General features: G+C 40.3%; 24 protein-coding genes and 1 pseudogene. 9 read left to right on the top strand and 16 right to left on the bottom strand.

The genetic code is table 11. The annotated features are described in order from the left end of the window. Positions 1-94 precede the first annotated feature (94 nt). Positions 95-529: pseudogene (locus tag EDC41_RS01900) on the top strand (long-chain fatty acid--CoA ligase); the annotation flags it as partial. Positions 530-561: 32 nt separating this feature from the next. Here EDC41_RS01900 and EDC41_RS01895 read toward each other — a convergent pair. From EDC41_RS01895 to EDC41_RS01870, 6 genes are all read right to left on the bottom strand, one after another. After that, complete coding sequence (locus tag EDC41_RS01895) at positions 562-906, bottom strand: RidA family protein (RefSeq protein WP_006247953.1); 345 nt, start codon at positions 904-906, stop codon at positions 562-564. 8 nt (positions 907-914) lie between these two features. Further along, entirely contained in the window at positions 915-1463 is a 549-nt protein-coding gene (locus tag EDC41_RS01890; RefSeq protein WP_006252198.1) for a membrane lipoprotein lipid attachment site-containing protein, read from the bottom strand. Between the two features lie 26 nt (positions 1464-1489). After that, on the bottom strand, positions 1490-2527 hold the full coding sequence (locus tag EDC41_RS01885) for a branched-chain amino acid aminotransferase (RefSeq protein ID WP_006247955.1): 1038 nt from the start codon (positions 2525-2527) through the stop codon (positions 1490-1492). Between the two features lie 141 nt (positions 2528-2668). After that, entirely contained in the window at positions 2669-2995 is a 327-nt protein-coding gene (grxD, locus tag EDC41_RS01880) for a Grx4 family monothiol glutaredoxin (protein ID WP_006247956.1), read from the bottom strand. Between the two features lie 71 nt (positions 2996-3066). Further along, a complete protein-coding gene (gene recR, locus EDC41_RS01875) occupies positions 3067-3672 on the bottom strand; it encodes a recombination mediator RecR (RefSeq protein ID WP_006252197.1) in 606 nt (201 codons plus the stop codon). A gap of 7 nt (positions 3673-3679) precedes the next feature. Then, positions 3680-4009, bottom strand: coding sequence for a YbaB/EbfC family nucleoid-associated protein (locus tag EDC41_RS01870; protein ID WP_005600053.1), 330 nt, complete (start codon positions 4007-4009; stop codon positions 3680-3682). 139 nt (positions 4010-4148) lie between these two features. Between EDC41_RS01870 and recF the strand changes: the two genes are divergently transcribed. Further along, complete coding sequence (gene recF, locus EDC41_RS01865) at positions 4149-5234, top strand: DNA replication/repair protein RecF (protein WP_006247959.1); 1086 nt, start codon at positions 4149-4151, stop codon at positions 5232-5234. 190 nt (positions 5235-5424) lie between these two features. On the opposite strand, the gene tyrA is transcribed toward recF, so the two are convergent. The 4 genes from tyrA to pyk all read right to left on the bottom strand — a co-directional run bounded on the left by tyrA (position 5425) and on the right by pyk (position 10271). Further along, on the bottom strand, positions 5425-6546 hold the full coding sequence (tyrA, locus tag EDC41_RS01860; protein ID WP_006247961.1) for a bifunctional chorismate mutase/prephenate dehydrogenase: 1122 nt from the start codon (positions 6544-6546) through the stop codon (positions 5425-5427). A gap of 54 nt (positions 6547-6600) precedes the next feature. Further along, positions 6601-7659, bottom strand: a complete 1059-nt coding sequence (locus tag EDC41_RS01855; protein ID WP_115262475.1) for a 3-deoxy-7-phosphoheptulonate synthase — start codon at positions 7657-7659, stop codon at positions 6601-6603. A 39-nt stretch (positions 7660-7698) separates the two neighbouring features. Next, positions 7699-8736 (bottom strand): glycosyltransferase family 9 protein, encoded by a 1038-nt coding sequence (locus EDC41_RS01850; RefSeq protein WP_006252194.1) that lies wholly within the window; start codon positions 8734-8736, stop codon positions 7699-7701. 95 nt (positions 8737-8831) lie between these two features. Continuing rightward, entirely contained in the window at positions 8832-10271 is a 1440-nt protein-coding gene (pyk, locus tag EDC41_RS01845) for a pyruvate kinase (RefSeq protein ID WP_041447973.1), read from the bottom strand. A gap of 126 nt (positions 10272-10397) precedes the next feature. Here pyk and sixA point away from each other — a divergent pair, with 126 nt between their 5' ends. From sixA to fis, 3 genes are all read left to right on the top strand, one after another. Then, complete coding sequence (sixA, locus tag EDC41_RS01840; protein WP_006247965.1) at positions 10398-10886, top strand: phosphohistidine phosphatase SixA; 489 nt, start codon at positions 10398-10400, stop codon at positions 10884-10886. A 223-nt stretch (positions 10887-11109) separates the two neighbouring features. After that, positions 11110-12099 carry a tRNA dihydrouridine synthase DusB gene (gene dusB, locus EDC41_RS01835; RefSeq protein WP_006247966.1) on the top strand — a complete coding sequence of 330 codons (990 nt, stop codon included), beginning with the start codon at positions 11110-11112 and terminating at the stop codon, positions 12097-12099. A gap of 4 nt (positions 12100-12103) precedes the next feature. Beyond that, positions 12104-12400, top strand: a complete 297-nt coding sequence (gene fis / locus EDC41_RS01830; RefSeq protein WP_006247967.1) for a DNA-binding transcriptional regulator Fis — start codon at positions 12104-12106, stop codon at positions 12398-12400. A 104-nt stretch (positions 12401-12504) separates the two neighbouring features. Here fis and EDC41_RS01825 read toward each other — a convergent pair whose 3' ends face one another. From EDC41_RS01825 to gloA, 4 genes are all read right to left on the bottom strand, one after another. Further along, positions 12505-15303, bottom strand: a complete 2799-nt coding sequence (locus EDC41_RS01825) for a lactoferrin/transferrin family TonB-dependent receptor (RefSeq protein WP_020824183.1) — start codon at positions 15301-15303, stop codon at positions 12505-12507. Positions 15304-15390: 87 nt separating this feature from the next. Beyond that, positions 15391-17157 carry a transferrin-binding protein-like solute binding protein gene (locus EDC41_RS01820; RefSeq protein WP_115262476.1) on the bottom strand — a complete coding sequence of 589 codons (1767 nt, stop codon included), beginning with the start codon at positions 17155-17157 and terminating at the stop codon, positions 15391-15393. A 134-nt stretch (positions 17158-17291) separates the two neighbouring features. Then, the gene (gene rnt / locus EDC41_RS01815; protein WP_006252190.1) at positions 17292-17957 is read right to left on the bottom strand and encodes a ribonuclease T; all 666 of its coding nucleotides are present in this window, start codon (positions 17955-17957) and stop codon (positions 17292-17294) included. An 81-nt stretch (positions 17958-18038) separates the two neighbouring features. After that, on the bottom strand, positions 18039-18446 hold the full coding sequence (gene gloA, locus EDC41_RS01810) for a lactoylglutathione lyase (RefSeq protein ID WP_020824185.1): 408 nt from the start codon (positions 18444-18446) through the stop codon (positions 18039-18041). 89 nt (positions 18447-18535) lie between these two features. Between gloA and EDC41_RS01805 the strand changes: the two genes are divergently transcribed. The 4 genes from EDC41_RS01805 to EDC41_RS01790 are packed head-to-tail and all read left to right on the top strand — an operon-like array spanning position 18536 to position 22276. After that, complete coding sequence (locus EDC41_RS01805) at positions 18536-19351, top strand: hypothetical protein (RefSeq protein WP_020824186.1); 816 nt, start codon at positions 18536-18538, stop codon at positions 19349-19351. Positions 19352-19354: 3 nt separating this feature from the next. Beyond that, positions 19355-19624 (top strand): hypothetical protein, encoded by a 270-nt coding sequence (locus EDC41_RS13655; protein WP_006252999.1) that lies wholly within the window; start codon positions 19355-19357, stop codon positions 19622-19624. Beyond that, the gene (locus tag EDC41_RS01795; RefSeq protein WP_006252186.1) at positions 19596-22064 is read left to right on the top strand and encodes an intermembrane phospholipid transport protein YdbH family protein; all 2469 of its coding nucleotides are present in this window, start codon (positions 19596-19598) and stop codon (positions 22062-22064) included. The genes EDC41_RS13655 and EDC41_RS01795 overlap by 29 nt, the downstream gene beginning before the upstream one ends. Before the next feature lie 17 nt (positions 22065-22081). Next, complete coding sequence (locus tag EDC41_RS01790; protein ID WP_006247973.1) at positions 22082-22276, top strand: YnbE family lipoprotein; 195 nt, start codon at positions 22082-22084, stop codon at positions 22274-22276. Here EDC41_RS01790 and folK read toward each other — a convergent pair. Continuing rightward, positions 22273-22746 (bottom strand): 2-amino-4-hydroxy-6-hydroxymethyldihydropteridine diphosphokinase, encoded by a 474-nt coding sequence (gene folK, locus EDC41_RS01785; protein ID WP_006252185.1) that lies wholly within the window; start codon positions 22744-22746, stop codon positions 22273-22275. The genes EDC41_RS01790 and folK overlap by 4 nt on opposite strands. Before the next feature lie 202 nt (positions 22747-22948). After that, positions 22949-24472, bottom strand: a complete 1524-nt coding sequence (gene pcnB, locus EDC41_RS01780) for a polynucleotide adenylyltransferase PcnB (protein ID WP_289333219.1) — start codon at positions 24470-24472, stop codon at positions 22949-22951. Positions 24473-24508: the final 36 nt, after the last annotated feature.

Genomic DNA, 24508 nt, shown 5'->3' with positions numbered 1-24508 from the left:
CGGATTTGGGTGGAAAAGAATTTAAGCTCAAATTAATCTGACAGACACGGTAATTTAAAACGGGGGACTGTCAGATTAGGTTTGATCTTCTACACTTTATATTACCGATCGTATTAAAGAATTAATGAAAACTTCAAACGGTAAATATATTGCCCCACAATACATTGAAGGAAAAATAGGTAAAGATAAGTTTATTGAGCAAATTGCGGTGATTGCTGATGCCAAAAAATATGTTTCTGCGTTGATAGTTCCTTGCTTTGATAGCCTCGAAGAGTATGCAAAAAAGCTCAATATTCGCTATCAAGACAGATTAGAACTCATTAAACATTATGAGGTTGTCAGAATGTTTGAACAACGCATTAACGAATTACAAAAAGACCTTGCAAGTTTTGAACAGATCAAAAAGTTTACACTACTTTCGCAAGCATTTAGCACCAAAATGGAAGAAATTACGCCTACATTAAAATTAAGACGAAAGGTCATTCTAGAACGCTATAAGCAACAAATCGAAAAAATGTACGAATCATAATGAAAAACAGAGATCGTCTTTCTGCTTTTCATTTATACCGCAGCGGTAACCACAATTTCGACTTTCCAATTTGGATTGGCTAATTTAGCCTCCACTGCCGCTCTTGGTGGAGCGTTATTTGGGGCAACCCATTCGTCCCACGCACGGTTCATTTCCGCATAATCTGCCATCTCTTTTAAATAAACCGTAGCCATTAGAATTTTACTTTTATCGCTGTTGGCTTTTGCCAGCCATTTATCAATTTCTGCAAGCACTTGCTGGGTTTGGGTGTAAGCATCGGCGGTGTCATCTAACGGCACTTGCCCTGCCAAGTAAGCCACACCGTTATGTATTGCCATTTCCGAAAAACGGCTACCTACTTCAAAACGTTGAATCATTTTTACCTCTACTGTTTTATACATTGCCCTTTATAAGCTTTATGCCCTTTTATTTCTTGCTTGATATCCATTTCTTTTTCATCAAAATCAGTGATGATTAGTTCCACTGTTTTATTATTATCACTATCAGAAAGTGAGCTAAATAAATTCTCTTCAAATTGTTGTAGCTCCGCATCACGTTGTAATTCAGACCATATTTGTGAACGATGGCTACGCTGTACAGATTCTGAGACGATACGATAAACAATAGCCCCGTTTTTCACACTCCAGCGCCCATTCTGTTGTAATGAATACTCAAAAATCGACTTTTGAATAGGGTAATATATACCACCTTGATTGGTCATAGTCCCATTTGTGGAAAATCGTAAATTATCCACCGTACGAATATTAAAATCATCGTACTCAATAGTGCATTGCCATTGCCCAATCAGTTGATTAGGATTAGAAATTGTTGAGGAACAACCAGCTAATGCAAGTGCTGATAAACCTAAAAAAATTAACTTTTTCATATTCTCTAAATAAAGACAAGCGGTTGAATTTGCAAAAAGTTTTGCCAATTCGACCGCTTGTTACTTGTGTAAAATTACTCTACTTTTACAATCCAGCCTTGCGGTGCTTCAACATCGCCAAATTGAATACCGGTTAATTCTGCGTATAAACGGCGGGTGACAGGCCCCACTTCGGTTTCTGAATAGAAGACGTGGAATTTGTCTTTATGTTGAATACCACCAACCGGCGTAATCACCGCAGCCGTACCACAAGCACCGGCTTCGGCAAATTGGTCTAACTGGTCGATATACACATCTCCCTCAATCGCTTCCATACCTAAACGCTCTTGAGCAAGGTGTAGCAATGAGTATTTGGTAATACTTGGCAAAATCGACTCTGAAATCGGGGTGATGAATTTGTTGTCTTTGGTAATCCCAAAGAAGTTCGCCGCCCCCACTTCTTCAATTTTGGTATGGGTTTTCGGATCTAAATAAATCGCATCGGCAAATTTACGGGTAGTTGAACTTTGCTCAACCGCCAATTCGTGCGGTAATAAACTCGCAGCGTAGTTACCGCCTACTTTCACACCACCTGTTCCCATTGGGGCTGCACGGTCATAGTCGGTTGTAATGAAGTTTGAGGGTGCTAAGCCACCTTTGAAATATGCCCCCACCGGACAGCAGAATACGGAAAAAATAAATTCAGGTGCAGCTTTCACCCCAATATTTTCGCCCACGCCGATTAAAAACGGACGTAAATAAAGGGTTGCCCCCGAACCGTAAGGCCCTAACCAATCTTGATTGGCTTTTACCACTTTTTTACAGGCACGAATAAACAGCTCGGTTGGCACACGTGGCATTAATAAACGATCTGCGGTGCGTTGCATACGCTCGGCATTTTGATCCGGGCGGAATAAGTTAATTGAGCCATCTTTACAGCGATAGGCTTTTAACCCCTCAAAACATTGTTGCCCATAGTGCAGGGCAGTTGAGCCTTCGTGAATATGCAGTGTATTGTCTTGAGTTAATTCGCCTTCATTCCATTTTCCGTCTTTCCAATGTGCAATGAAACGGTAATCGGTTTTGATATAAGAAAAGCCTAAATTTGCCCAATCTAACTCTTTTAATGCCATGTTGTGTCCTTTTATTTTTATGTTACGAAATAATTTTGACATTCTAAAACAAAATAGCTCTTGAGGTAAGAAGTTTAAGCCTAAATCGCAAGAAAAAATTAAGGCTCTTAAACATAAGAGCCTTAACATACTGGTTTGAAATTATGCTGCGTGTTTTGCTGCGGTTTCTTTTAATAAGGTTTGAAGTTCGCCTTTTTGGAGCATTTCTAATACGATGTCACAACCGCCAACTAATTCACCTTCTACCCATAATTGTGGGAAAGTCGGCCAGTTTGCAAATTTTGGCAATTCCGCACGAATATCCGGATTGGTTAAAATATCCACATAACCGAAAGGCACTTGGCAGTTAATTACCGCTTCCACCGCACGAGCGGAGAAACCACAAGATGGGAATTTCGGTGAACCTTTCATATAAAGTAGAATCGGGTTTTCGCTGATTTGTTGTTTGATTTTGTCAATAGTTTCCATTTTTAGCCTCAAAATAATAATTTAAAATAGTTGAGTAATTATATCAGAATTAAGTTAGCACAGAAATAGCTTTAAATATCAATATCACGCCGTCCTGCAAAAGAGTGAGAAAGCGTTGTGCCATCAACCATTTCTAATGAACCACCGACCGGCACACCGTGAGCAATACGAGTAGCTTTCACGTTATACATTCTGCACATTTCAGCAATGTAATTTGCGGTAGCATCACCTTCAATGGTCGGATTAGTCGCCAAAATCACTTCGTGGAAAGATTCCTGTTCCAAGCGTTGTTGCAATAAATCTAAGCCGATTTCACGAGGGCCTATACCATCAATCGGCGACAAATGCCCCATCAGCACAAAATAACGCCCTGAAAATTGCCCGGTTTGCTCAATCGCTTGAATGTCTTCCGGCATTTCTACCACACAAAGTTGCCCGCTCATCTGACGGCGAGGATTTTTACAAATCGTACACTCTTCCTCTTCGGTAAAAGTACGGCACGATTTGCAATGTCCGATATGGCTCATTGCCTCATTTAAGGCTTTTGACAACGCCACACCGCCGGAACGATTACGTTGCAACAGATGGTAAGCCATTCGCTGTGCCGATTTCGGTCCGACACCGGGCAATGCACGCAAGGCTTCCATCAAATTTTCAAGTAAAGGACTGGTTTGCATACTTAAATTAGAATGGGAATTTCATACCCGGCGGCAGTTGCATACCGGCAGTCACACTTGCCATTTTCTCTTTTTGCATTTCTTCTGCACGGCGAACCGCATCGTTAAAGGCAGCGGCAACTAAATCTTCCACCATCTCTTTATCATCTTCCATTAATGATGGATCAATTTCAATTCGGCGGCAATTGTGAGCCCCGTTAATAGTGACTTTTACCAAACCCGCACCAGACTCGCCTGTTACTTCTAATTGGGCGATCTCTTCTTGCATTTTTTGCATACGCTCTTGCATTTGCTGAGCCTGTTTCATTAAGCCGCCTAAGCCACCTTTTCCAAACATAATTTTTCCTCTTAATTTTCAATAAAAAATAAACGGCTTATTCTACTGAACCACTTTCTAATCCGCAAGCGGTTAATTTTTCCCAAAATTTTGCAAATTTGCTAAAATGGCTACTCTTTTTATTCCTCGCACTTTAACTATGGCTTTAACCCGTTTATTAATCAACCATTTTAGAAATATCCAACATACCGATTTAGCATTTAGCCCGCATTTTAATTTTTTAGTCGGGGCGAACGGAAGTGGCAAAACCAGTTTGTTGGAATCAATTTTCTATCTTGGACACGGGCGTTCATTCAAAAGCCATATCAGCAACCGCATTATCCATTACGATAAAGACGATTTCGTACTACACGGTAAAATTGACGAGGCAAAGCACAGTTGGTCGGTCGGCATTCAGAAATTTCGCAGTGGCGAGACGACACTTAAAATCAACGGTGAAGACGGCAACAAAATTGCCGATTTAGCCCATTTATTGCCGATGCAAGTGATCACCCCCGAAGGCTTAACCTTACTTAACGGTGGTCCGAGCTTTCGCCGTGCTTTTTTGGACTGGGGCTTATTTCACCAGCACCCTGATTTCTACGCTCATTGGAACAATCTTCGCCGTTTATTAAAGCAACGTAATTCGGCTTTGCAACAAGTCCGCTCTTATCAAGAACTCAAAGCGTGGGATATCGAATTGGTGAAAACCACTTATGCCGTGAGCGAAATGCGAGCCGAATACGCCGAAGCGTTACGCCCCGAAATTGAGAAAACCTGCCAATTTTTCCTGCCGGAAATCGAAATCGGCTTGAGCTTTCATCAAGGCTGGGAAAAAGGGGCGGATTATGCCGAGATTCTGGCACAAGGTTTTGAGCGGGATAAAGCTCTTGGCTATACGATGATTGGAGCTCAAAAAGCCGATTTCCGTTTTAAAGCGAACGGCTTACCGGTGGAAGATGTGCTTTCCCGTGGGCAATTAAAGCTATTGATGTGTGCGTTAAGACTGGCTCAAGGCGAACATTTGGTCGCCCAAAAACAACGCCAATGCCTATTTTTAATTGACGATTTTGCCTCCGAACTCGACCCAACCAAACGTGAGCTTTTAGCACATCGTTTAAGAGAAAGTGGCTCACAAGTATTCGTTACCGCCATTACTCAAGATCAGCTCAATCAAATGCAATGGCAAGACAGAAGCGATGATTGTTTGTTTACGGTAAAAAATGGAGAAATTCAGCCACAGTAAGCGGTCAGATTTGGGGGCAATTTTACAAAAATGTTTCTTCCGATGGCGCGAGCGTCCACGCTCGTGCCAAAACAAGCGGATAATTTTGCATAAAAATTTGCAAAAAACAGCTCTTTATTAACCGCTTGTAGAATATTAAATAGCACTAGCGTGGACGCTAGTGCTATCAGAGCAAAACCTCAACCTACCTTTACTTTCTTGAATCGTGAGCCTGTTGGAGCAATACTCTACTCTCTTTCAAGAACTGCTCGGAATAATCGCCAAACCAGTGATGCACTTCCTCAAAAGCCTTGATAAAACCGGCTTTGTCGTTGCGTTTAAAGAAATCTAGCCCTTGTTCAAAACTCTCTTTTAAGGTTTCGATGGTGGCTAAATTTTCCGGTTTATCGGCAATAATATCGGCATATAAGCTGCCGTCTTGGGCAAATAAACGCCCAATCATTGCCAACTCTAAGCGGTAAATCGGCGAAGATAGTGCCAATAATTGAGAGAGTTGCACCGGCTGGCGAGAAAGATGTAGCCCGAATGCAAAAGTGGAAAAGTGGCGTAGGGCTTGAATGTAGGTCATTGCATTATCGTGTGCTGCTGCCTCAATCTCTTCAATTTTTGCCCCCCAAATTTTGATTTGCTCAAGCAACCATTGATAACGTTCAGGGAAACGCCCGTGGCAGCAAGCGACCACTTGCTTTGCCTGACTTGCAATATCCGGTCCGAACATCGGGTGTAAACCGACTACCGCTCCATTATGCACTTCCAGCATTTTTTGCAACGGCTGATGTTTGACGGAGGTTAAATCCGCCAAAATCATATTTTCGGTTAAATAAGATTGTAAACGCTCGATGGTTGCTAGGGTGTTGGCAATCGGCACACACACAATAACCACATCTGCATTGGCTAAAATCTGCTCGGCATTGTCCCAATCATCACGTCCTAATGCCTCAACATTATAGCCGGATAGGGTTAAATAATTGCCAAACAGCCCACCTAATTTCCCTTTACCACCAACAATCACGATTTTTTGAATGTCCGAATTAACTCTTTTGAAGCCGTGTTTGTTTTCATTGGCATAAGATTCACGCATTATACGGCGTAGCACATCTTCAATGAGATCCGCCGGAATACCTTGTTTTTCCGCTTCAGAGCGGCGGGCGGAAATCATTGCGGTTTCTCGCTCCGGAGCATAAACAGGAATGCCGTGTTCTGATTTGACTTTCCCAACTTCTGCCACAAGAGCTAAGCGTTCAGAAAGTAAGGCGATAAGTTGTTGATCAACTTGATCAATTTGTTCTCGTAATGGGGCTAATGGGTTCATATTTGTTACCAATTTACAAGCGGTCGTTTTTATGCAATTTTTTGCAAATTATCTTTAACGCAACTTTTCAGCAAAGTGAGTTAAAAGCTCTTCTGTAGTTTGCCAGTCAATACAAGCATCCGTAATAGAAACACCGTATTTCATCTGCTCGAACGGCAATTCTGATGATTGATTACCTGCGTGTAAATTGCTTTCAATCATTAAACCGATAATCGAAGTATTGCCAGCAAGTAGCTGCTCTAATACATTTTCTGCCATCAGCGGTTGGCGGCGGTAATCTTTATTGGAATTGCCGTGGCTGCAATCAATCATAATCGCTGTAGGTAAGTTTGCTTGTTTTAGCACCCATTCACAATCATCAACATATTGCTTTTCATAATTTGGGGTTTTACCGCCACGTAAAATAATATGTCCGTCTGCATTACCTTTTGTTTTGAGTAAAGTAACTTGCCCCTGTTGGTTAATGCCGATAAAGCTATGGCTTTGAGCGGAAGATTGCATCGCATTAAGTGCAACGGCTAAATCACCATCTGTACCATTTTTAAAGCCTACCGCCATTGACAAACCTGAGGCTAATTCACGGTGAGTTTGAGACTCAGTTGTTCTTGCTCCAATTGCCGACCAGCTGAACAAATCCGCTAAATATTGTGGTGTCATCGGATCTAAGGCTTCGGTCGCTAACGGCAAGCCAAGTTCGGCTAAATCCAAACAGAGTTTTCGTGCGATACGTAAGCCGGTTTCGACATCAAAAGAGCCGTCCATTTTCGGATCGTTAATCAGCCCTTTCCAACCTACAGTAGTGCGGGGCTTTTCAAAATAAACCCGCATCACAATATACAACTTATCACTCACTTGCTCCGAAAGAGCTTTTAATTTTTTACCATATTCAAGGGCAGCAACTGGGTCGTGAATCGAACAAGGTCCAATCACAATCAGTTGGCGTTTATCTCGTCTGTGAATAATATCGGAAATCGTTTTGCGTGAATGTTCAATTTGATTGCGTAAATGTTCCGGCAACGGAAATTCTTGTTTTAACTCTTGTGGGGTCAGTAATACCTTTTCATCTTGGATATTTACGTTATGCACGCTATCTTGATTAAACACTGTGTTCATTTTAATTTCCTTTTGTGTAAATCTTTTAATACACAAACTTTACAACGTAATTTTTAAAGTTTCAACTACTTTTTGTTTCACACTCTCCACCGTGATTTTTTCCATCCAATTTTTGCCTTTAGCTTTAGTTGCCCAAGCTAATTGCTGCCAAGGTTTACCATAAGATTGCAAAATCGCTTCATCATATACCGAAACCACTTTGTCTAAGTCATTGTAAGGGCCTGTCCGTCTTGGATTATGAATCGCATACAACCCAATCACCGGCGTATTTTGCGTAGTGGCGATATGGGCAGGACCTGAATCTGAAGAGATCACCAAATCAACCTGACGAATAACACCTGCAAGCTGTTTTAGCGTGGTTTTACCGGCAATACTCGTACAATTCGGGGCAAGTTGTTGAATTTTGGCTGCGGTTTCCATTTCATATTGCGATGGAGAACCTGCAATTAATACATTGATATTTTGCTTACTTAGCCAGTTAGCAATTTCTGCATAGCGTTCCGGCAACCAATCTTTCTCTTTCTTGCTTGAACAAGGAGCAATGAGTATATTTTTCCTTGTAAAATCAATAAATTGTTTGCCATAAGCTAAATCTTCATCACTCACAGGTAAATTCCATTGTGCCGATAAATCCATTACCCCAATGGCTTTGGCAAACATCATTTGCCCGTCAAGCACGTGAGGAGAGTCTGTCATTTCTACTTTCTGGTTGGTAAACAACCATTGCATTTCCCTTGCTCTGTCTTGATTAAAGCCGATTTTTTTCTTTGCTTTAATCCCAAGCGATAGAATTGAAGCTCGGAATGCCGTTTGTAAATTTAATAAAAAATCAAACCGCTTGTGAGAAAGTTTTTGCCAAAGTGTAAAGATACCTTTCCACCCTATTTTTTTATCATAAGGAATTAAGTGAACATTCGGAATATCTTTCATTAAATACGCTTCCGTTTTGCCGATAATCCAAGTAATTTCAGCACTAGGATATTTTCGTTGAATAGCTTGAATAACCGCTAAGGTATGGCAAACGTCGCCAATGGCAGAAAGGCGGAGAATACAGATAGAAAGAAGTTTATTGTGCATAATAATATCAATAGTTCAGATTACATTAAGCTATATTAAGACAGAAAAAAAGCCACATAAAGTGTTTTATGTGGCTTTTGCGTTAATCGTTTAGATTATTCAACTCTTAAGATACGACAAGTATTTGTACCGCCAGCTTTTAATTCATCTCCGTGAGTTAAAAGCACTAATTCGCCGGTTAATAAATAGCCTTGTTCTTTTAATTGAGCAATGGCTTTTTTCGCCCCTTCCATTGTGCGGCTGTCTTCATTGTAATATACCGGTGTTACACCACGATATAACGCACAAAGGTTTAATGCTTTTTGGTTACGAGACATCGCATAAATCGGTAAACCTGAGCTGATACGGCTGGTTAATTTAGCCGTTTCGCCTGAATGAGTTAATGAAATAATTGCCGATACACCTTCTAAATGGTTTGCGGTGTACATTGCAGACATTGCCACAGCTTCTTCGATAGATTTAAACGTACCTTCCATACGGTGGCGAGAAATGTTAATGCTTGGCATTGTTTCAGCACCTAAGCACACTTCTGCCATTGATTTTACCGTTTCAACAGGGTAGTCACCGTTTGCAGTTTCGCCGGAAAGCATTACCGCATCAGTACCATCTAACACAGCATTTGCAACATCCATCACTTCAGCACGGGTCGGCATTGGTTTTTTAATCATCGATTCCATCATTTGGGTTGCGGTAATTACCACACGATTTAGCTTACGAGCACGGCGGATTAAACGTTTTTGCACACCCACTAAAGCCGCATCACCAATTTCAACCCCTAAGTCACCACGAGCAACCATCACAACGTCCGCACCTAAAATGATGTCGTCCATTGCTTCTTCAGTCGCAACAGTTTCGGCACGTTCAACCTTCGCTACAATTTTCGCTTCTAAGCCTGCTTCTTTTGCTAATTCACGTGCATAATGTAAATCTGCACTTGATTGAGGGAATGAAACCGCTAGGTAATCCACACCGATTTTCGCCGCTAATTTAATGTCTTCTTTATCTTTGTCGGTTAATGCAGGAGCTGATAAACCACCACCTAATTTGTTAATCCCTTTATTGTTTGATAACAGGCCACCAACTGTCACTTCAGTATGAACTTTAACGCCTTCCACTTCCAACACTTTCAGTTGAACATTACCGTCATCTAACAATAGAATATCACCAGGTACTACATCATTTGGTAAGTTTTTGTAATCTAAACCTACAGCTTCTTGATGGCCTTCTCCACGCGGTAAATCTGCGTCTAAGGTGAATTTATCACCAATATTTAAGAAAATTTTACCGTCTTTAAATGTCGAAACACGAATTTTAGGACCTTGCAAATCGCCTAAAATCGCAACGTGGCGACCTAATCTTGCAGCAATTTCACGCACTTTATTCGCACGTTCGATGTGATCTTCAGGAATACCGTGAGAGAAATTCATACGAACCATATTTGCACCGGCAGCAATGATTTTTTCCAACGTATTGCCACGATCTGTTGCAGGTCCCATTGTACAAACGATCTTCGTTCTTCTGAGTTTTCTAGACATTATTTGACTCCATCAATAAATTTAAAAATTAAGTTAAAATCTTTCTAAGCATCTTGATTATGCGTTAAACGAGGGTCATTATACGCCTAAATCAAGAGAGTTTAAATACAACTAAAGGAGAATGTTATGAATATTTGGATTATGCGCCATGGGGAAGCAGGCTTTAATGCTTCGAGTGATGCTGCTCGCTGTTTAACCGACAATGGTATAAAAAACACCATTTCACAGGGAAAATGGTTAGGAGAACATTTAGCCAACCAACAAATTCAATTAGATAAAATTCTCGTCAGCCCATACCTTAGGGCGCAACAAACGCTTGAAAATGTGCTTATTGGTATGCAAGCGGTCAATTTTCCCCAACATTTTACCAACCTCATTGAAAGTTGGGACGAGGTTACGCCTGACGGAAACCCGCATACAGTAGAAAGCTATCTACATTTTTTAAGAGAGGAAGGCGCAAAAAATATTCTTCTGATTTCACATCTCCCACTTGTGTTCGATCTCGTCCAAATTTTAACGAATAACCAAAGCAATGTACAATTTCCAACTTCAACCATAGCAGAAATTAATTGGGTAAAGACAAAAGCTGAGCTAATTCGAGTAAAGCATACTTAATTCTTTCATTTTTAGAATGTCAATATAAAAATTTTCAATTTTTTTATAAATTGTCGAATTTATAGACTTCCAAAATACCTAAAAAATGCGTATCATACCAGCCCTCAAATCAGTACTAAACTGATCCATAAGCTATTATAAGAAAGTACGGTATTTACCGTACTTTTTATTTGGATATCCCTCTGGTTAAAATTACTTCAAATTTGTTAATAAAAGGTTAAAAATGCAAATAGGACAATATGCAATCAAAAATCGTATTTTCCTTGCACCTATGGCTGGAATCACAGATCAGCCTTTTCGCCGCTTATGTAGCCAACTTGGAGCAGGTTTAACATTTTCAGAGATGATGTCTACCAATCCTGATGTATGGCATACTGAGAAATCACGGTTGCGGTTAGCACACCACGATGAAATAGGCTTAAATGCCGTACAAATTGCAGGTTCTGATCCTGTTGAAATGGCAAAGGCTGCAAAGATAAATGTTGAGTATGGTGCCGATATTATTGATATTAATATGGGTTGCCCGGCAAAAAAGGTGAATAAAAATATGGCAGGCTCTGCTCTTTTACGTAACCCCAAATTAGTCGCTCAAATATTAGATTCTGTAGTCAATGCCGTTGATGTCCCTGTGACACTAAAAATTAGAACAGGTTGGGATCAGGAAAATAGAAATTGTCTGCAAATTGCGAAAATTGCAGAACAAGCCGGCATAAAAGCTCTCACTATTCACGGGCGTACTCGAAGCTGTTTATTTAATGGCGAAGCTGAATATGAAAGTATTAAGGCAGTAAAAGAAGCAATTTCTATCCCAGTGATAGCAAACGGAGACATTGACTCTGCGGAAAAAGCAAAGTTTGTTCTCGACTATACCAAAGCCGATGCAATCATGATTGGGCGCGCTAGCTTTGGAAATCCTTGGATATTTAAGGAAATTAATGATTTTTTTGAAACTGGATTATCTTCACCATTATCAATTGATAAAAAATACCAATTAATGTTTAAACATATTGAGGATTTGCACCAATTTTATGGTGAAGAAAAAGGTTATCGTATTGCACGAAAACATGTTGGTTGGTATACCGAAAAATTAAATCCGGAATCAAATTTTAAACGCACTTTTAATACACTAAGTTCCACAAAAGAGCAACTTTATGCATTAGAAGATTTTGTTAAATCGATTCATTTAGAATCTCAATTAAGAAAAGTTGGATAAAAAAATGTTAGAGCAACAACCTACACAAAACCCATTAACAGTAACAATGTTAAATGCACAAGCGCAGCAGGTTAATAAACCACTTCGCGATAATGTGAAAGCAGCATTAAAAAACTATTTATCTCAATTAAATGGTGAAGATCCAACAGAATTATACGAATTAGTATTATCTGAAATCGAACACCCAATGTTAGATATGGTGATGCAATATACTCGCGGCAACCAAACCCGTGCTGCCACAATGCTAGGCATTAACCGTGGCACATTACGCAAAAAATTAAAAAAATACGGTATGGGTTAGTCTAACCGACCGTTAAAACACGATTTTAATTCGTATGTAATTAGTTAGAGCCAACAAAAAACGCTGAATATACTATTCAGCGTTTTTCTATTTTATTTTGCCGTCTAAAACTTCATTTCAAATGCTAAACTGAAATTTCGCCCTGGTGCGGCAAATCGACTGTAATTGCTACCTCGGTCTTGGTTTACCGCATTCACACCGGATTGACGCACTGATTCCCAAGTAGAATATTTACGGTTAGTCACATTATAAATGCCACCTCGTAATGTATAGTTTTTATAATTGATGTAACCGGTGATATCGTGAGTGTACCAAGAACCGGTAAGTTTGCCACCTAAATCAACGCGATATATGCCGTGATGACGTGTGCCTACCACCTCATCGGCGTTTTTGGCTTTAGAATAGGTGGTAGTAATGCCAATTCCCCATTTTTCTTCTGGGTGATCGTAGCCGAATCCAAGCACATAGCGTGCTGGCTGAATCGCATCTAGAATAGGATCGTTTACGCTATCGAGTCTTGAGTCGTTTAATTTCCGCTCTTTTACTTTTACACGGTTATAAGCAACTGATGAATAAAAACCATCTGGCAGCATAGATAAAATACCGTGTAAGTCAAATTTAGCGACTAAATTTATCCCGTTTAGTGCTACATCTTGAATATTATGGTAGTTAGAGAAACAGTGTGATTTTTGTATTATTCTTTTACATGCTGTCGCAATCATATTTTTATAGTTATTACGGAAATAGCTCACATCAAGGTAACCAAATTGACCTTTAAAGCTAACTCCAATCTCATGATTAGTCGATTTTTCTGGCTCTAACTGGTGGCTACGTTGCTCGCGTTGCACATATTCGTTATCTTTAAGCCCAATATGATCACGTTTACCATAAAGTTCATAGAATGCAGGCACTCTAAAACCGTTTGAAATGCGGTAAGAAAGCGACATAAACTCAGTCGGTTTAAGCGTAATCCCGCCATTCCAAGACCAATTTCGATAAGTTCGGCTAAGTGTCCACGGGTCATCCGATTTAAATCGATGTTGATCAAAACGCACCCCTAATCCCAAATCCACATACTCGCTCGTTATCAGATCGCGGAAGCTAACAAAATGGCTACCGCCTTTAATTTTACGCGGTTCACAGTTTATGATGTCGCCGTGTGTATTATTACACAAAGATACCGTTTCAATACTGCGTGGATTGCGACGATAAATATATGGGTCATCTAAACGCCCTCTACCGCGGTAGCTGGTATAACCGCCTTTGGTATATTGGGCAGTTATATCCCCATGATCCATAAGCGAATTAAATCGATCAAAGCCCAACCCTAAATTCAGTTTGTGGGTTTGCTTAAATACGCCTTGACCAGCATTTAGCGCTTTATCAAATTCTAAATGAATGACACGATGCTTTTCTTGGTAATTATTACGCTCAGTTCGATACATCGACCAAGATTTATCCAAAGTCGGACGGCAATTTTTATCTACCACAGGATAATCGCTACAATGCAAGCGATGTAGCCGGCTATATAGTTCAATATCTTGTTTATCCGCACTGAGTTTAATGCTATCCAACCAGCGATTATTCTCTGGTTTATATTTATAGGTGAATCCTAAACGACGTTTGTGGTGATGTTCATCAAAAAACTTCACATGGCTATAACGCAACCCATAAGGGATCCTTTTATTGAACACTAAGCCATCTAAAATATTATCCCCTTCATAAACAGAAGAGTTCTTAAGTGATAAGTTGTCTACCCTGATATTAATATCGTCTTTTGTATAGTAAGCTGGCGTTTGCATATCACGGATATCGTAGCGTTGTTTTGTATCTTCTAAGATTGCGCCAAGATAATGAGACGAGTTAAAGTGATAGCCAAACTTCATAAAAACAGAATTACTCTTGTAATCTAAAGGGTTTGGTGCAATGCGATCTTTACCGGTATATTCTTGGGCTGAGAGCTGCTCAGTGCGATAAGGAATCTGCTCAAGCTGTTTGCGCTCTTCAGGCGTATATTCCGGAAATGTTCTCACTGGGAAATTATCGCGGTTCAACTTAGGCCTTGCACGAGGAGTACAATCTAATGTTGGGCAAGTATCTTCCACAATAAAAAAAGATCCTCCAGGAGCATTCTGTGCGGAATCTGGGTAAAGATCGTAGCGATTTTCAAAGCCGGTTATACGCCGAATATTATGTTTTAATTTATTTGCCTCGGAATGAATTTTGGTCTCTTTACCGTGTCGGTGAGTTGCAATAACAAGTGCTTCAAAACCACCCGCCTCACCAGCCGCTGCGATAGACTGTAAAAAATGGCTATTTTTGCTGGCATAAGAGGTCTTACTATCTAAGCCCCAATGCTGCCCCTCTTTAATAATATCCTGCGCATCTTTAGTACGAAAACCAATAGCACCACCTAGCGCACCAGAGCCATATTCCGCAGAACTTGCTCCTTTGCTTAACTCAATTGAACGAATGTTTTCATACTCAATCTCATTAATTGCACCACCATTAGCATCTGAACCTAGCGTATGATAATGCTGCGCTTGTGGTAGCCCATCAACAAGTAAGCTGACACGGTTTTTATCTACACCTCGAATGGCATAGCCACTACTTGCACCGCGACCTTGTTCCACCACCGAAATACCAGGGTCATAGCGAGTTAAATCACGAATACCAAGAATTTGATTTTTACTCATTTCGTGATAATTTTTCACTACTTTCCCCAAGCCAGTTACTTCGTTTTGACGTTCGTGAGCATAATGGCTCTCTGTCACAATAACTTCATCGAGAACTGTAGAATGATCGTTTGTCATTTGATGTTCATTAGCAAATAATTGAGAGTGTGAGACGGAAAAAATGACTGCTATAGCAATCGGCGAATAATGGAAAGTATGTTCTTTCATTGTTTTATTTATCTCCTTTAGATTTTACATTTTTTTGGCGAAAATTACCCGCTTGTTAGAGCGGGTAAGTCTTGGCTTATTTTCTACCTAGCGTTTTCCACCGAAAGTGATACTCACTTTATCTTTATTAGTTTCTGCACTATGCACAATGCCGCCTAATTCAGCAGCTTGCGGACCATAAAAACCACCTTCAAATTTGGCATTAAGATGAACATCTGTACCACCAGCTGTACTCTTATTATCAATATTAAAGCCTTTTTCACCCGTTTTTGCTGTACCGCTAAAACCATTGCCTTCAATCTTTCCATCTAATGTCAGCATCGGATTTGTCTCTAAACCATCATTTGCAATTAATTTGCCCTCAATCTTCTTATCAGCAAAATTCACATTAAATATAGAACGAGTACCATGAGCTTTATCACTTGGCGAATCGCCACCTACACGCTCGTCCTTACTACGAATGCTGCCATTCCAAGTGCCAGTATAACGATAAATACGAGCCTCTTTTGGTAAATCAGCAACTGCCGTACGTTCACCCACTAGGTATTGATGCCCGTCTTTACTCTTTTGCTCAAATGTACCGAATTTGACATAGTCTAAATTATTACAACAGACTGTAATTTTATAATCTTTACCATTTATATTTTTTGTTAATACTTGATAAAAATCCATATCAGCAAAACGTGTTTTTCCTTCTGGCAATAAAGCAATTTGAACACCATCAATAACTAAATGAGTTGCCAGACCAAAAGTATCCATATCTGATTTAGCCAAATCTTTCAAACTCACTTGCACTGAATCAAATTTCTTTTCGACCTTGTCTTCACCTTTTTCATCACGCTTACCCGCAAATACAACGAAAATTGATTTGTCATCTGCCAAAAATTTTCCCGCAAGTTCCTGAGCTTTATCGCCATAAAAACCGCCTTCTACTGTATTACTATCTTTACCAAAGTAAGGATCGTCTGTTTTTAAAGCCTCTGCCTTACCATTAAAGCGGTTTCCGTGGATATTCGCTTCTATCTTATAATGATCAGTAATTTCCTGCTTGTCCTTTTTCCTTGGATTTACATAGCCATTTTTAGTTAAAGTACCTTTAAGCGTTTTATCGCTAAAATTAACCTCAAACTTACTACTATGCCCTATAGGATTGCCTTCCACCTCTGTATTTGCTTGGTTGTTTTCTGGCGTAGCCCCAACATTCGTACCAGCAGCACCTCCTTCAAAATACTTACTTTTATTTTTTGTAGATGCATTAGTAGTAAAATCCCAAGTTCCTTCATAAGTTGCTACTTGGGTTGGGAAAGCTTTAGATGGTTGAGTGCCTAAATAATAAACATACCCTGTAGGACCTGTTTTTAGAAGACGAGGTTCTTCTCTTTTTGTCTCGGCTGCAGCCCCTAAATGAATGAAATAACCCGAACGAACAAATTTCATCTCTCGCTTACGGTGTAATTTTTTTCCATCGTGGGTGTGAATAATGTTATCTTCATCATAACCGAATTTTTTTACTTCTTCCTCAAGCTTTTTCATTTCTTCTTCAAGAGATAATGGCTTGCCTGGCTCACCCACAATTGGTGTAATTTCACCAATCGCCCCATTTTCCTCTCCAGTGCCACCAAAGAAATTACGACGTGGAATTTTAGTTTGAAATCCTAAGGATGGTTGAGCCAGGCTTTCAGTCGAAGATATCGTTCTACGTTCTGATTTAGGTTGGGCTGTTGAGTCTTTAGAAGAGCTAGAATAAGATGAGCTTGCCTTAACTGAATTGGTATCAAAACTACCACCGTTTGAAGTACAAGCCGAAAGTAGTACAGCATTCAATAAAATAACGCTATTTTTTATTTTAAACACAATTTTCTCCTTAATTAAAAATGATTACCATTTTATTTATATAGAAGGACTATGTAAATAGCTAGATTATATTTTTTTAGAGAGCCATCTTTTAAATAATAAAAATTGAAAAATAACGCCCATCTTCCTCTACACTAAATGTGTGGAAAGCCGCCCAAATCTTTTAGTTTATTCACCATAGCACAAAATAGCTCTGTGGTCTTTTCGGTATCGTATAATGCTGAATGCGCTTGGTGTCCGTCAAAGTTAATTTGGGCAGCTTGGCAGGCTTTAACTAACACGGTTTGCCCATACATAAAACCAGCAAGTGTTGCGGTATCAAACATTGCAAAAGGGTGGAATGGATCACGTTTAGCGTTAATCCGCTTGATTGCTGCTTGTAAAAAACTCTGATCAAATGTGGCATTATGAGCCACAATAATCGCACGCTGGCAACCTTGTTCTTTCATCGCCCTACGCACCATTTTAAACATTTCAGGGATCGCAATATTCTCTGCCACCGCACCACGCAGGGGGTTATCAATATCAATGCCGTTAAATTTAAGAGATTCGGGGTTGATATTTGCCCCTTCAAATGGCTTGATATGAAAATGGCATTTTTGATCTTCAACTAAATAGCCGTTTTCGTCCATTTTCACAGTAATTGCCGCCAGCTCCAATAACGCATCGGTTTGAGCATTTAGCCCTGCCGTTTCAACATCAATCACAACAGGCAAATAGCCACGAAAGCGATTTTTTAATAGATTATAATCGGTTGGTGGTGTAGTCGATTGAGGGATAGATTCAGTTATATTTTCCATTTTATTTCAACTTAAAAATACAAGCGGTCTGATTTGCAAAATTTTTTACAAATCCGACCGCTTGTGACTATGTGAAAGGAATTAGTTTCCTAATGCGGCTTGTGCGTTTTTATTTTCAATAAATTCGATTTTGTAACCATCGGGATCTTCAGCAAAGGCAATCACAGTTGTTCCACCCAATACCGGGCCTGGCTCACGCGTAATATTACCGCCTGCGGCACGCACATCTTTAATCGTTTGATAAATATCATCAACGCCTAATGCGATATGACCATAAGCTGTGCCTAGCTCGTAGCTATCCACGCCCCAGTTGTAAGTTAGCTCAATCACTGCACTTTCGCTTTCATCGGCATAGCCTAAAAATGCTAACGAATACTTATACTGCTCGTTCTCGCTTCTACGTAACAGACGCATACCTAACACATCGGTATAAAACTTAATTGAGCGCTCTAAATCTCCAACTCGTAACATTGTATGTAAAATTCGCATATTTTCTTCCCCCTGAAGTTAAAAAACGCCCCCTATTATGGCATAATCTTGGCTTAAAATCATTTTCTTTACACCTTTTGGGATTATCTATGGCTCACGATCACGATTCGCCGTCAAAACTTGAAATTTCAACCCACGTTGCACTGCCAATGGTATTAATGCTGTTTATTGAAATGGCTCTTAACTTCTACTCTGCACCGAAAAATTCAATTTTTATTTCTCCTTACTTATTGGCGTTTTTCGTGACCTCATTAATCAGTTTTTTAGTGCTATGGAAAGGCGAAATCTGCCGAGGGCAAGCCAGCCGTTTAAGCTTTATTTTACCCTTTTTACTTATTTTCGCCGTAGGGAATTTCCTTTATTCCATAGGCTTTACGCCAAAGCATAACCCAATGGCGGTGGCAAGCATTGCTGCAGTTTTTGCCTGCTTAATCTACTTCCGCCTGCCGGAAGATCAAACCTTATATAACACATTGATGTATTGTGGTTTGGCTATATCAAGTATTGGTATTATCCAATATTTAGCCATTTATTGGTTTGAACTGCCTTCATTGTTTAACGGGATTCGAGCCAACAATTTCGCCCAAGTGCTGTTAGGCATTTTATTAGCCGGCTGGTATTTAATGTTAGCGAAAAGCCGTTTGGATATTTTCCTCAAACTGTTGGTGAAAACCGCCCTTGTGGTGCTGATTCTCAATTATTGCTGGACAGCTTTTGTGCTTTATCAACATCTACAAATTATGCCGGATATGCCATTGCTTTCATTTAGCATCTATTTTGCAGCACAATTTGTGATTTTATTGATGTTGGCGTGGTTATTACTTGGAAAAAACATCAAAAATCCGACCGCTTGGACAGTTGCTACGCTGTTAGCGCTTTTATACCCTTTCGCTAATGTAGTCTGATTTATGAAACGGGCATTAAAATTTTTCGGCATTGCAACCGTTCTATCTGTTGCGGCAATCTACTATTTTTTAATGCCCAGCCACTATCTTGCCACGCCGATTAACTGGATTTTGCCGAAAGCGTGGAAAGTTCAACTCCCACAAGGCTTAAACCTGAATTGGCAAGGCTCATCACTTGCTCAATTTCAACTCTCTTATCGAGATTGCCCGCTACTAAGTGCCGATAAAACCGATTTGGGTTGGATTGAGAAAAACCATCTTTTCTGTCGATAAATTGGATATTGATTACCGCTGCCTTGCCTTGTTTCCACAAAATGAACACAGCAATTCCGACACTTCACTCAACGCATTGCTGGCGGTCATTCCTGATGGCGAAGCGACTATCCACGCCCTTAACTGGAAAAATTTGCCTACCGATTTCAACCCAAGACTTCAGCGGCTTTTTGAGCAAACAGCTATTAAACTCTCACTTTCAAAAGGTGAAATTCAGGCAACTGCCGCTCAACAAGCGGTCAAATTTGCAGCAAATTTTGCAAATGGGCGGTTGAATGCCGATTTATCATATCAACCGAATGAAAAAGAACAGCATAATCTTAGGCTTTCAGCAGAAATTGAGGACAATTTTACCCAACTGCCGCCCACTATTTCCGCTGAATATGATTGGCAATTATCTGATGAAATCATCGCCAATAAAGCCTTGCAAAAAGGGCGCTCTATTCTCAGTTGGCAAAAAAATGCCGCACAAAAGTTAGAAGGCAACTGGCAGGTTGAACTTGCCGAAAGTGAAAATAACAAACTGGATTTCCCTTTTCTGTTTGATGGGGAAAGCCTAGAAATTCAACAAGGGCGGTTTGATTGGCACTTTACCCAACAATTTCCACTGCAAGGGTTTGTTAGCACCAAGCTCACACCGAAATCATTCAACCAAAACGGCTTTTTGCCACTCAAAACGGCGATTCGTATCAGCCTGCTTTCCCAAAACAGTTGGGGTAAAGGCAATATTGTAATCTCCAATTCAGACGGAGAAATAACCGAAAAAGGGCTGAATTTACCGCTTCGTTTGACGGGTAATATCAAACACGGCAATTTTATTCTTTACAGTAGCGTGCCACTGGATTTTCAAGGTAATTTTGACGATTTAAGCGTAAAATTTTTGCCTAGCTCCCTACTTCGTTTGACCGGAAAAGAACGGTATTTAACCATTGAAGATTTACGTTTTCCACTTGCCGGAATTAAAATTGACAAGCACGGTATTCACGGACGACTGCACGCAATTTTAAGAGGGCAAAGCCCTGATTTTAACAATATCGAGTTCCATTTAGACGGACAAGCACAAAATTTTAAGGCTGGAGCCTTAGATTTTTTCCAAGATCCTAAAGATGCCAACGCAGTAAAAGACAGTTGGAAATGGCGAATTTGGGGAGCATCTATCCTCAAAGCCTTCAACAGTAAAGTGAATTTAAGCGGCAGAGGGCAATGGCATAAACAGCTTGTGCGGTTGGAAGAACTCAAAGGCGATTTAGCCACCGTAAAGTTAGCAGATACAACCATTTCTAAAATCACGCTTAACAATACGCAAGCTATTCGATTTAATGTCAAAAAATTCACCCTTGACGGAGCTGTAATGTTGCAATCACCTGAGATTGCCTTCAGTTATGGCGGTGTGCTACCCAAACCACGAGTGAATCTCGCCTTTGATGGTGAAGTCGAAAAACTACGTTTTAAAGGAGCGGTGAATACCACCGAACTCGGCCCACTCAAACTGTTCGCCCGCCGCCAATTAAGCCAAGATGCCAGCCAAATTATCGGCAAACTTTATTGGCCGGAGCAATCTGCTCAAGGCTTCCAGCCGCTTTTTCCGTTTCGTAGCCAATGGGTGATCAACAACGGTACAATTCGGGGCGAAACGGCGTTTAGTGCCGGCAGTAAAAACGGGCTGATTGCCGGTGGGCATTTAGCCATTCGTAACGGCGGTTTATCTTTACCTAATGGCGAAGCAAAAGGGATTGAATTTTCGCTTCCCTACCGCTACCAAAACGGACGCTTTCATTTCGGAGCCAAAAAACCGCTTGATGTAAAAATTGCCCAAATCAAACTGGGGGATTTAGCATTAGATAACGCTTCAATGAAACTCAACGGTTACTACCCTTATACCAAAGCTAAGCCATTGAATTTAAATCAATTATCCTTTGATTTGTTTGGCGGTAAACTGAATGTAAAACGCTTTGCCTTACCACAAACCGAACTGGCTTACCTGAATTTAGAGCGGATTGACTTTGAGCAAATTTTGCAATTTATGCAATATCAGCAAATTGATCTCAAAGGCAAAGCCAACGCTATCTTGCCGTTTTGGTTAAGCGGAAAACCTTGCTATATTTGCGATGGCTTACTGACACAGGCGGAAACTTCCTATTTAACCTTTACCCCTGAATTGTTGTCAGAAATGCAGAAAAGTGGTTACACCGAGCAAATTTTGTTACATTTAGTAGATAAAAGCACGATTAACGATTTTCGCAGTCTGATTAATGTCGGGCCGAAAGGCGATTTAGTATTAGACGGAAAATTAAAATTATCTTCCAATCAAAATAAATCAAAAGTGAATTTAAACTATAATCACCGAGAAAATCTGTTTGATTTGTGGCACTTAATTAACTATGGCTCACAATTTGAACAAAAATTAGAAAATTACCTCTATCAAAAACTGGAACGATGATAAAGAATGGAATAAATATGAAACCGGCCACATTTTATTTTGCAATATTTTTACTGAATTTGACCGCTTGTACGCCGAAAGTACAGCTTGAAACGCCAAGTGAAGGCATTACGATTAATATGAATGTGGTCGTTGATCACCGCATTGATGTGAAGATGGACGAGAAATCCCGAGCGGTGATCACCAAAAGTGAGAACAAAACGAAAAATTAGCTGAAGATAATCATTTGATGATCTTTAAATTGTGCATAAATATCGGCTAATTTTTCCCCTGTCGGTAGTACTAAATCAGGCGTTAAATCAAACATCGGCACAATCACAAATTCCCGATTTTTCATCTCGATATGCGGCACGTTCAAACGCTCGGTTTGAATTTGCTGATTGCCGTACAAAATAATATCCAGATCTAAAGTTCTCTCCCCCCAACGGCGTACACGCACTCTTCCCTGCTCATTTTCAATGCTTTGCAATTTATCCAGCAATGCAGTGGGCGATAGGTCGGTACTAAATTTTGCTACCGCATTGACATAATCAGGCTGATCTTGCGGTCCGACAGGCTTTGAGCCGTAGAACGGGCTGATTTCAAACTCATTTGCCAATTTTTTTAATTTTTCGACCGCTTGTTTAAGCTGCTCAAGCGGATTCTCAAGGTTTGATCCTAAGGCGATATAGACGGTTTGCATAAAATATACTTACAAATATAACAATAAACTCTCTCCCCTTGTGGGAGAGAGACCGCTTATGAGCGTTCAGCGAAATAAGTAGAGAGAGGGGACAAGCGGTAACTTTTATTAAATTTTTTACACATTTCCCCTCTCCCTGATTTTTCTTCTGAACGAAGAAAAATCGCTCCCTCTCCCACAAGAGGAGAGGGAAATATATTAATTATCCATTTACTTTCGATTTTTTCTTAAAGGTTCTACGGCGACGTGTTTTCTTTTTCTCGCTAGGCACACTGCCTGACTGGCGAACCGATTTTAGCAATTCAGTACGCTGACCGTCATTGCTAAATTGGTATTCGTGCCACCAAGCGGAAAGTTCGACCAAATCGCCACCTTCAATTTCCGCCCGCATTACTAATAAGTCAAACCCTGCACGGAATTTGATATGTTCTAGGGTTTGTTGCAGTCGGTTGCCGGTTCGTTTCATCAGTTGGAATTGCAATGCCCAAATATCTCGAATAACCGAAGTGTGTCTGCGGTGTAACGCAATCGCCTTACAACTTTCTGCCAACACATCATTTGCCGCCAACATCATTGCATCGTGGCTGTTGAAGCCACCTTCATTTTTAAGCTGTTCCATTTTCTCCCGTAACGGATACCAAAGTAGTGCAGCAAATAAAAAAGCAGGATTGACCGGTAATTTATCGGCAATTCGCTCATCAGTTGAATTTAACGCTTTGGTAATCATTCTTTCGGCATAGGAATCGCCTTTGACAGTAAAAAATGCCGGCAATACCGGAAACAAGAATTGCCATAGTTCATATTCACGCAAAAGTTGATAGGTTTTCAGCCCTGCACCGGTTTGTAATAATTTGAGTGACTCATCAAATAAACGGGCTGCCGGAATGTTGGTTAACAGTGCAGCCATATCCCGAATTGGGGAGGCAGTGGCTTTATCCAAAAACATATCCAACTTCGCCATAAAGCGAACGGCTCGCAACATACGCACCGGATCTTCTTGGTAACGAATGGCTGGCTCACCAATTAGCGAAAGTTTACCCGCTCGTAAGTCTTCAATGCCGTTGAAGAAATCAAAAATAAGATTGCGTTTTATATCGTAATATAAGGCGTTTACGGTGAAATCACGGCGTTCGGCATCATCTCGGAGTGTGCCGTAAACGTTATCACGTAGGAGCATTCCTTCATCGCTGACTTTAGAAATTTTGTCATTGCGATGAGATTCGTGCCCGGCACGGAAAGTCGCTACTTCAAAAATTTCACGCCCGTAAACAATATGTGCCAAGCGGAAACGGCGACCAATCAGACGACATTGTCTGCCGAAAATACGCTGAATTTCTTCAGGGCGCGCATTGGTCGCAATATCGAAATCTTTAGGCTTTTTCTCCAAGAGTAGATCTCGAATACAGCCACCCACAATATAAGCTTCATAACCGGCAATCTGCAATTTATCGACAATCGAAATCGCATTTTTAGGAAAATCCTTCGGGCTAATTCTATATTGGCTGGCATTCACCGCAAATTTCTTGTGTAACAAATGGGAGGGAGGATTATCTTGTTGTTTTTTCCCACCTCTATAAGTCTTTTGGTCCGTTAAGTTCGGGGCTGGGCGTTTAGAACGGGAAGTTTTGGGTTCTCTTTCCGCTCTTTTTTCACTCTCTACCTTTTCATTTTTCTGAGCCGACTTTTTAGGCTTGGAAAATAATGATTTAATATAATTAAAAATAATACACCTCTAAATAGTAAATGCCTCTTAAAAAAGAGG

Origin of the sequence: Mannheimia haemolytica (assembly GCF_004342115.1) — a bacterium.
Classification (GTDB): Bacteria; Pseudomonadota; Gammaproteobacteria; order Enterobacterales; family Pasteurellaceae; genus Mannheimia; species Mannheimia haemolytica.
The sequence above is the reverse complement of the archived record's forward strand: the minus strand, read 5'-3'. Positions and strand labels throughout refer to the sequence as shown.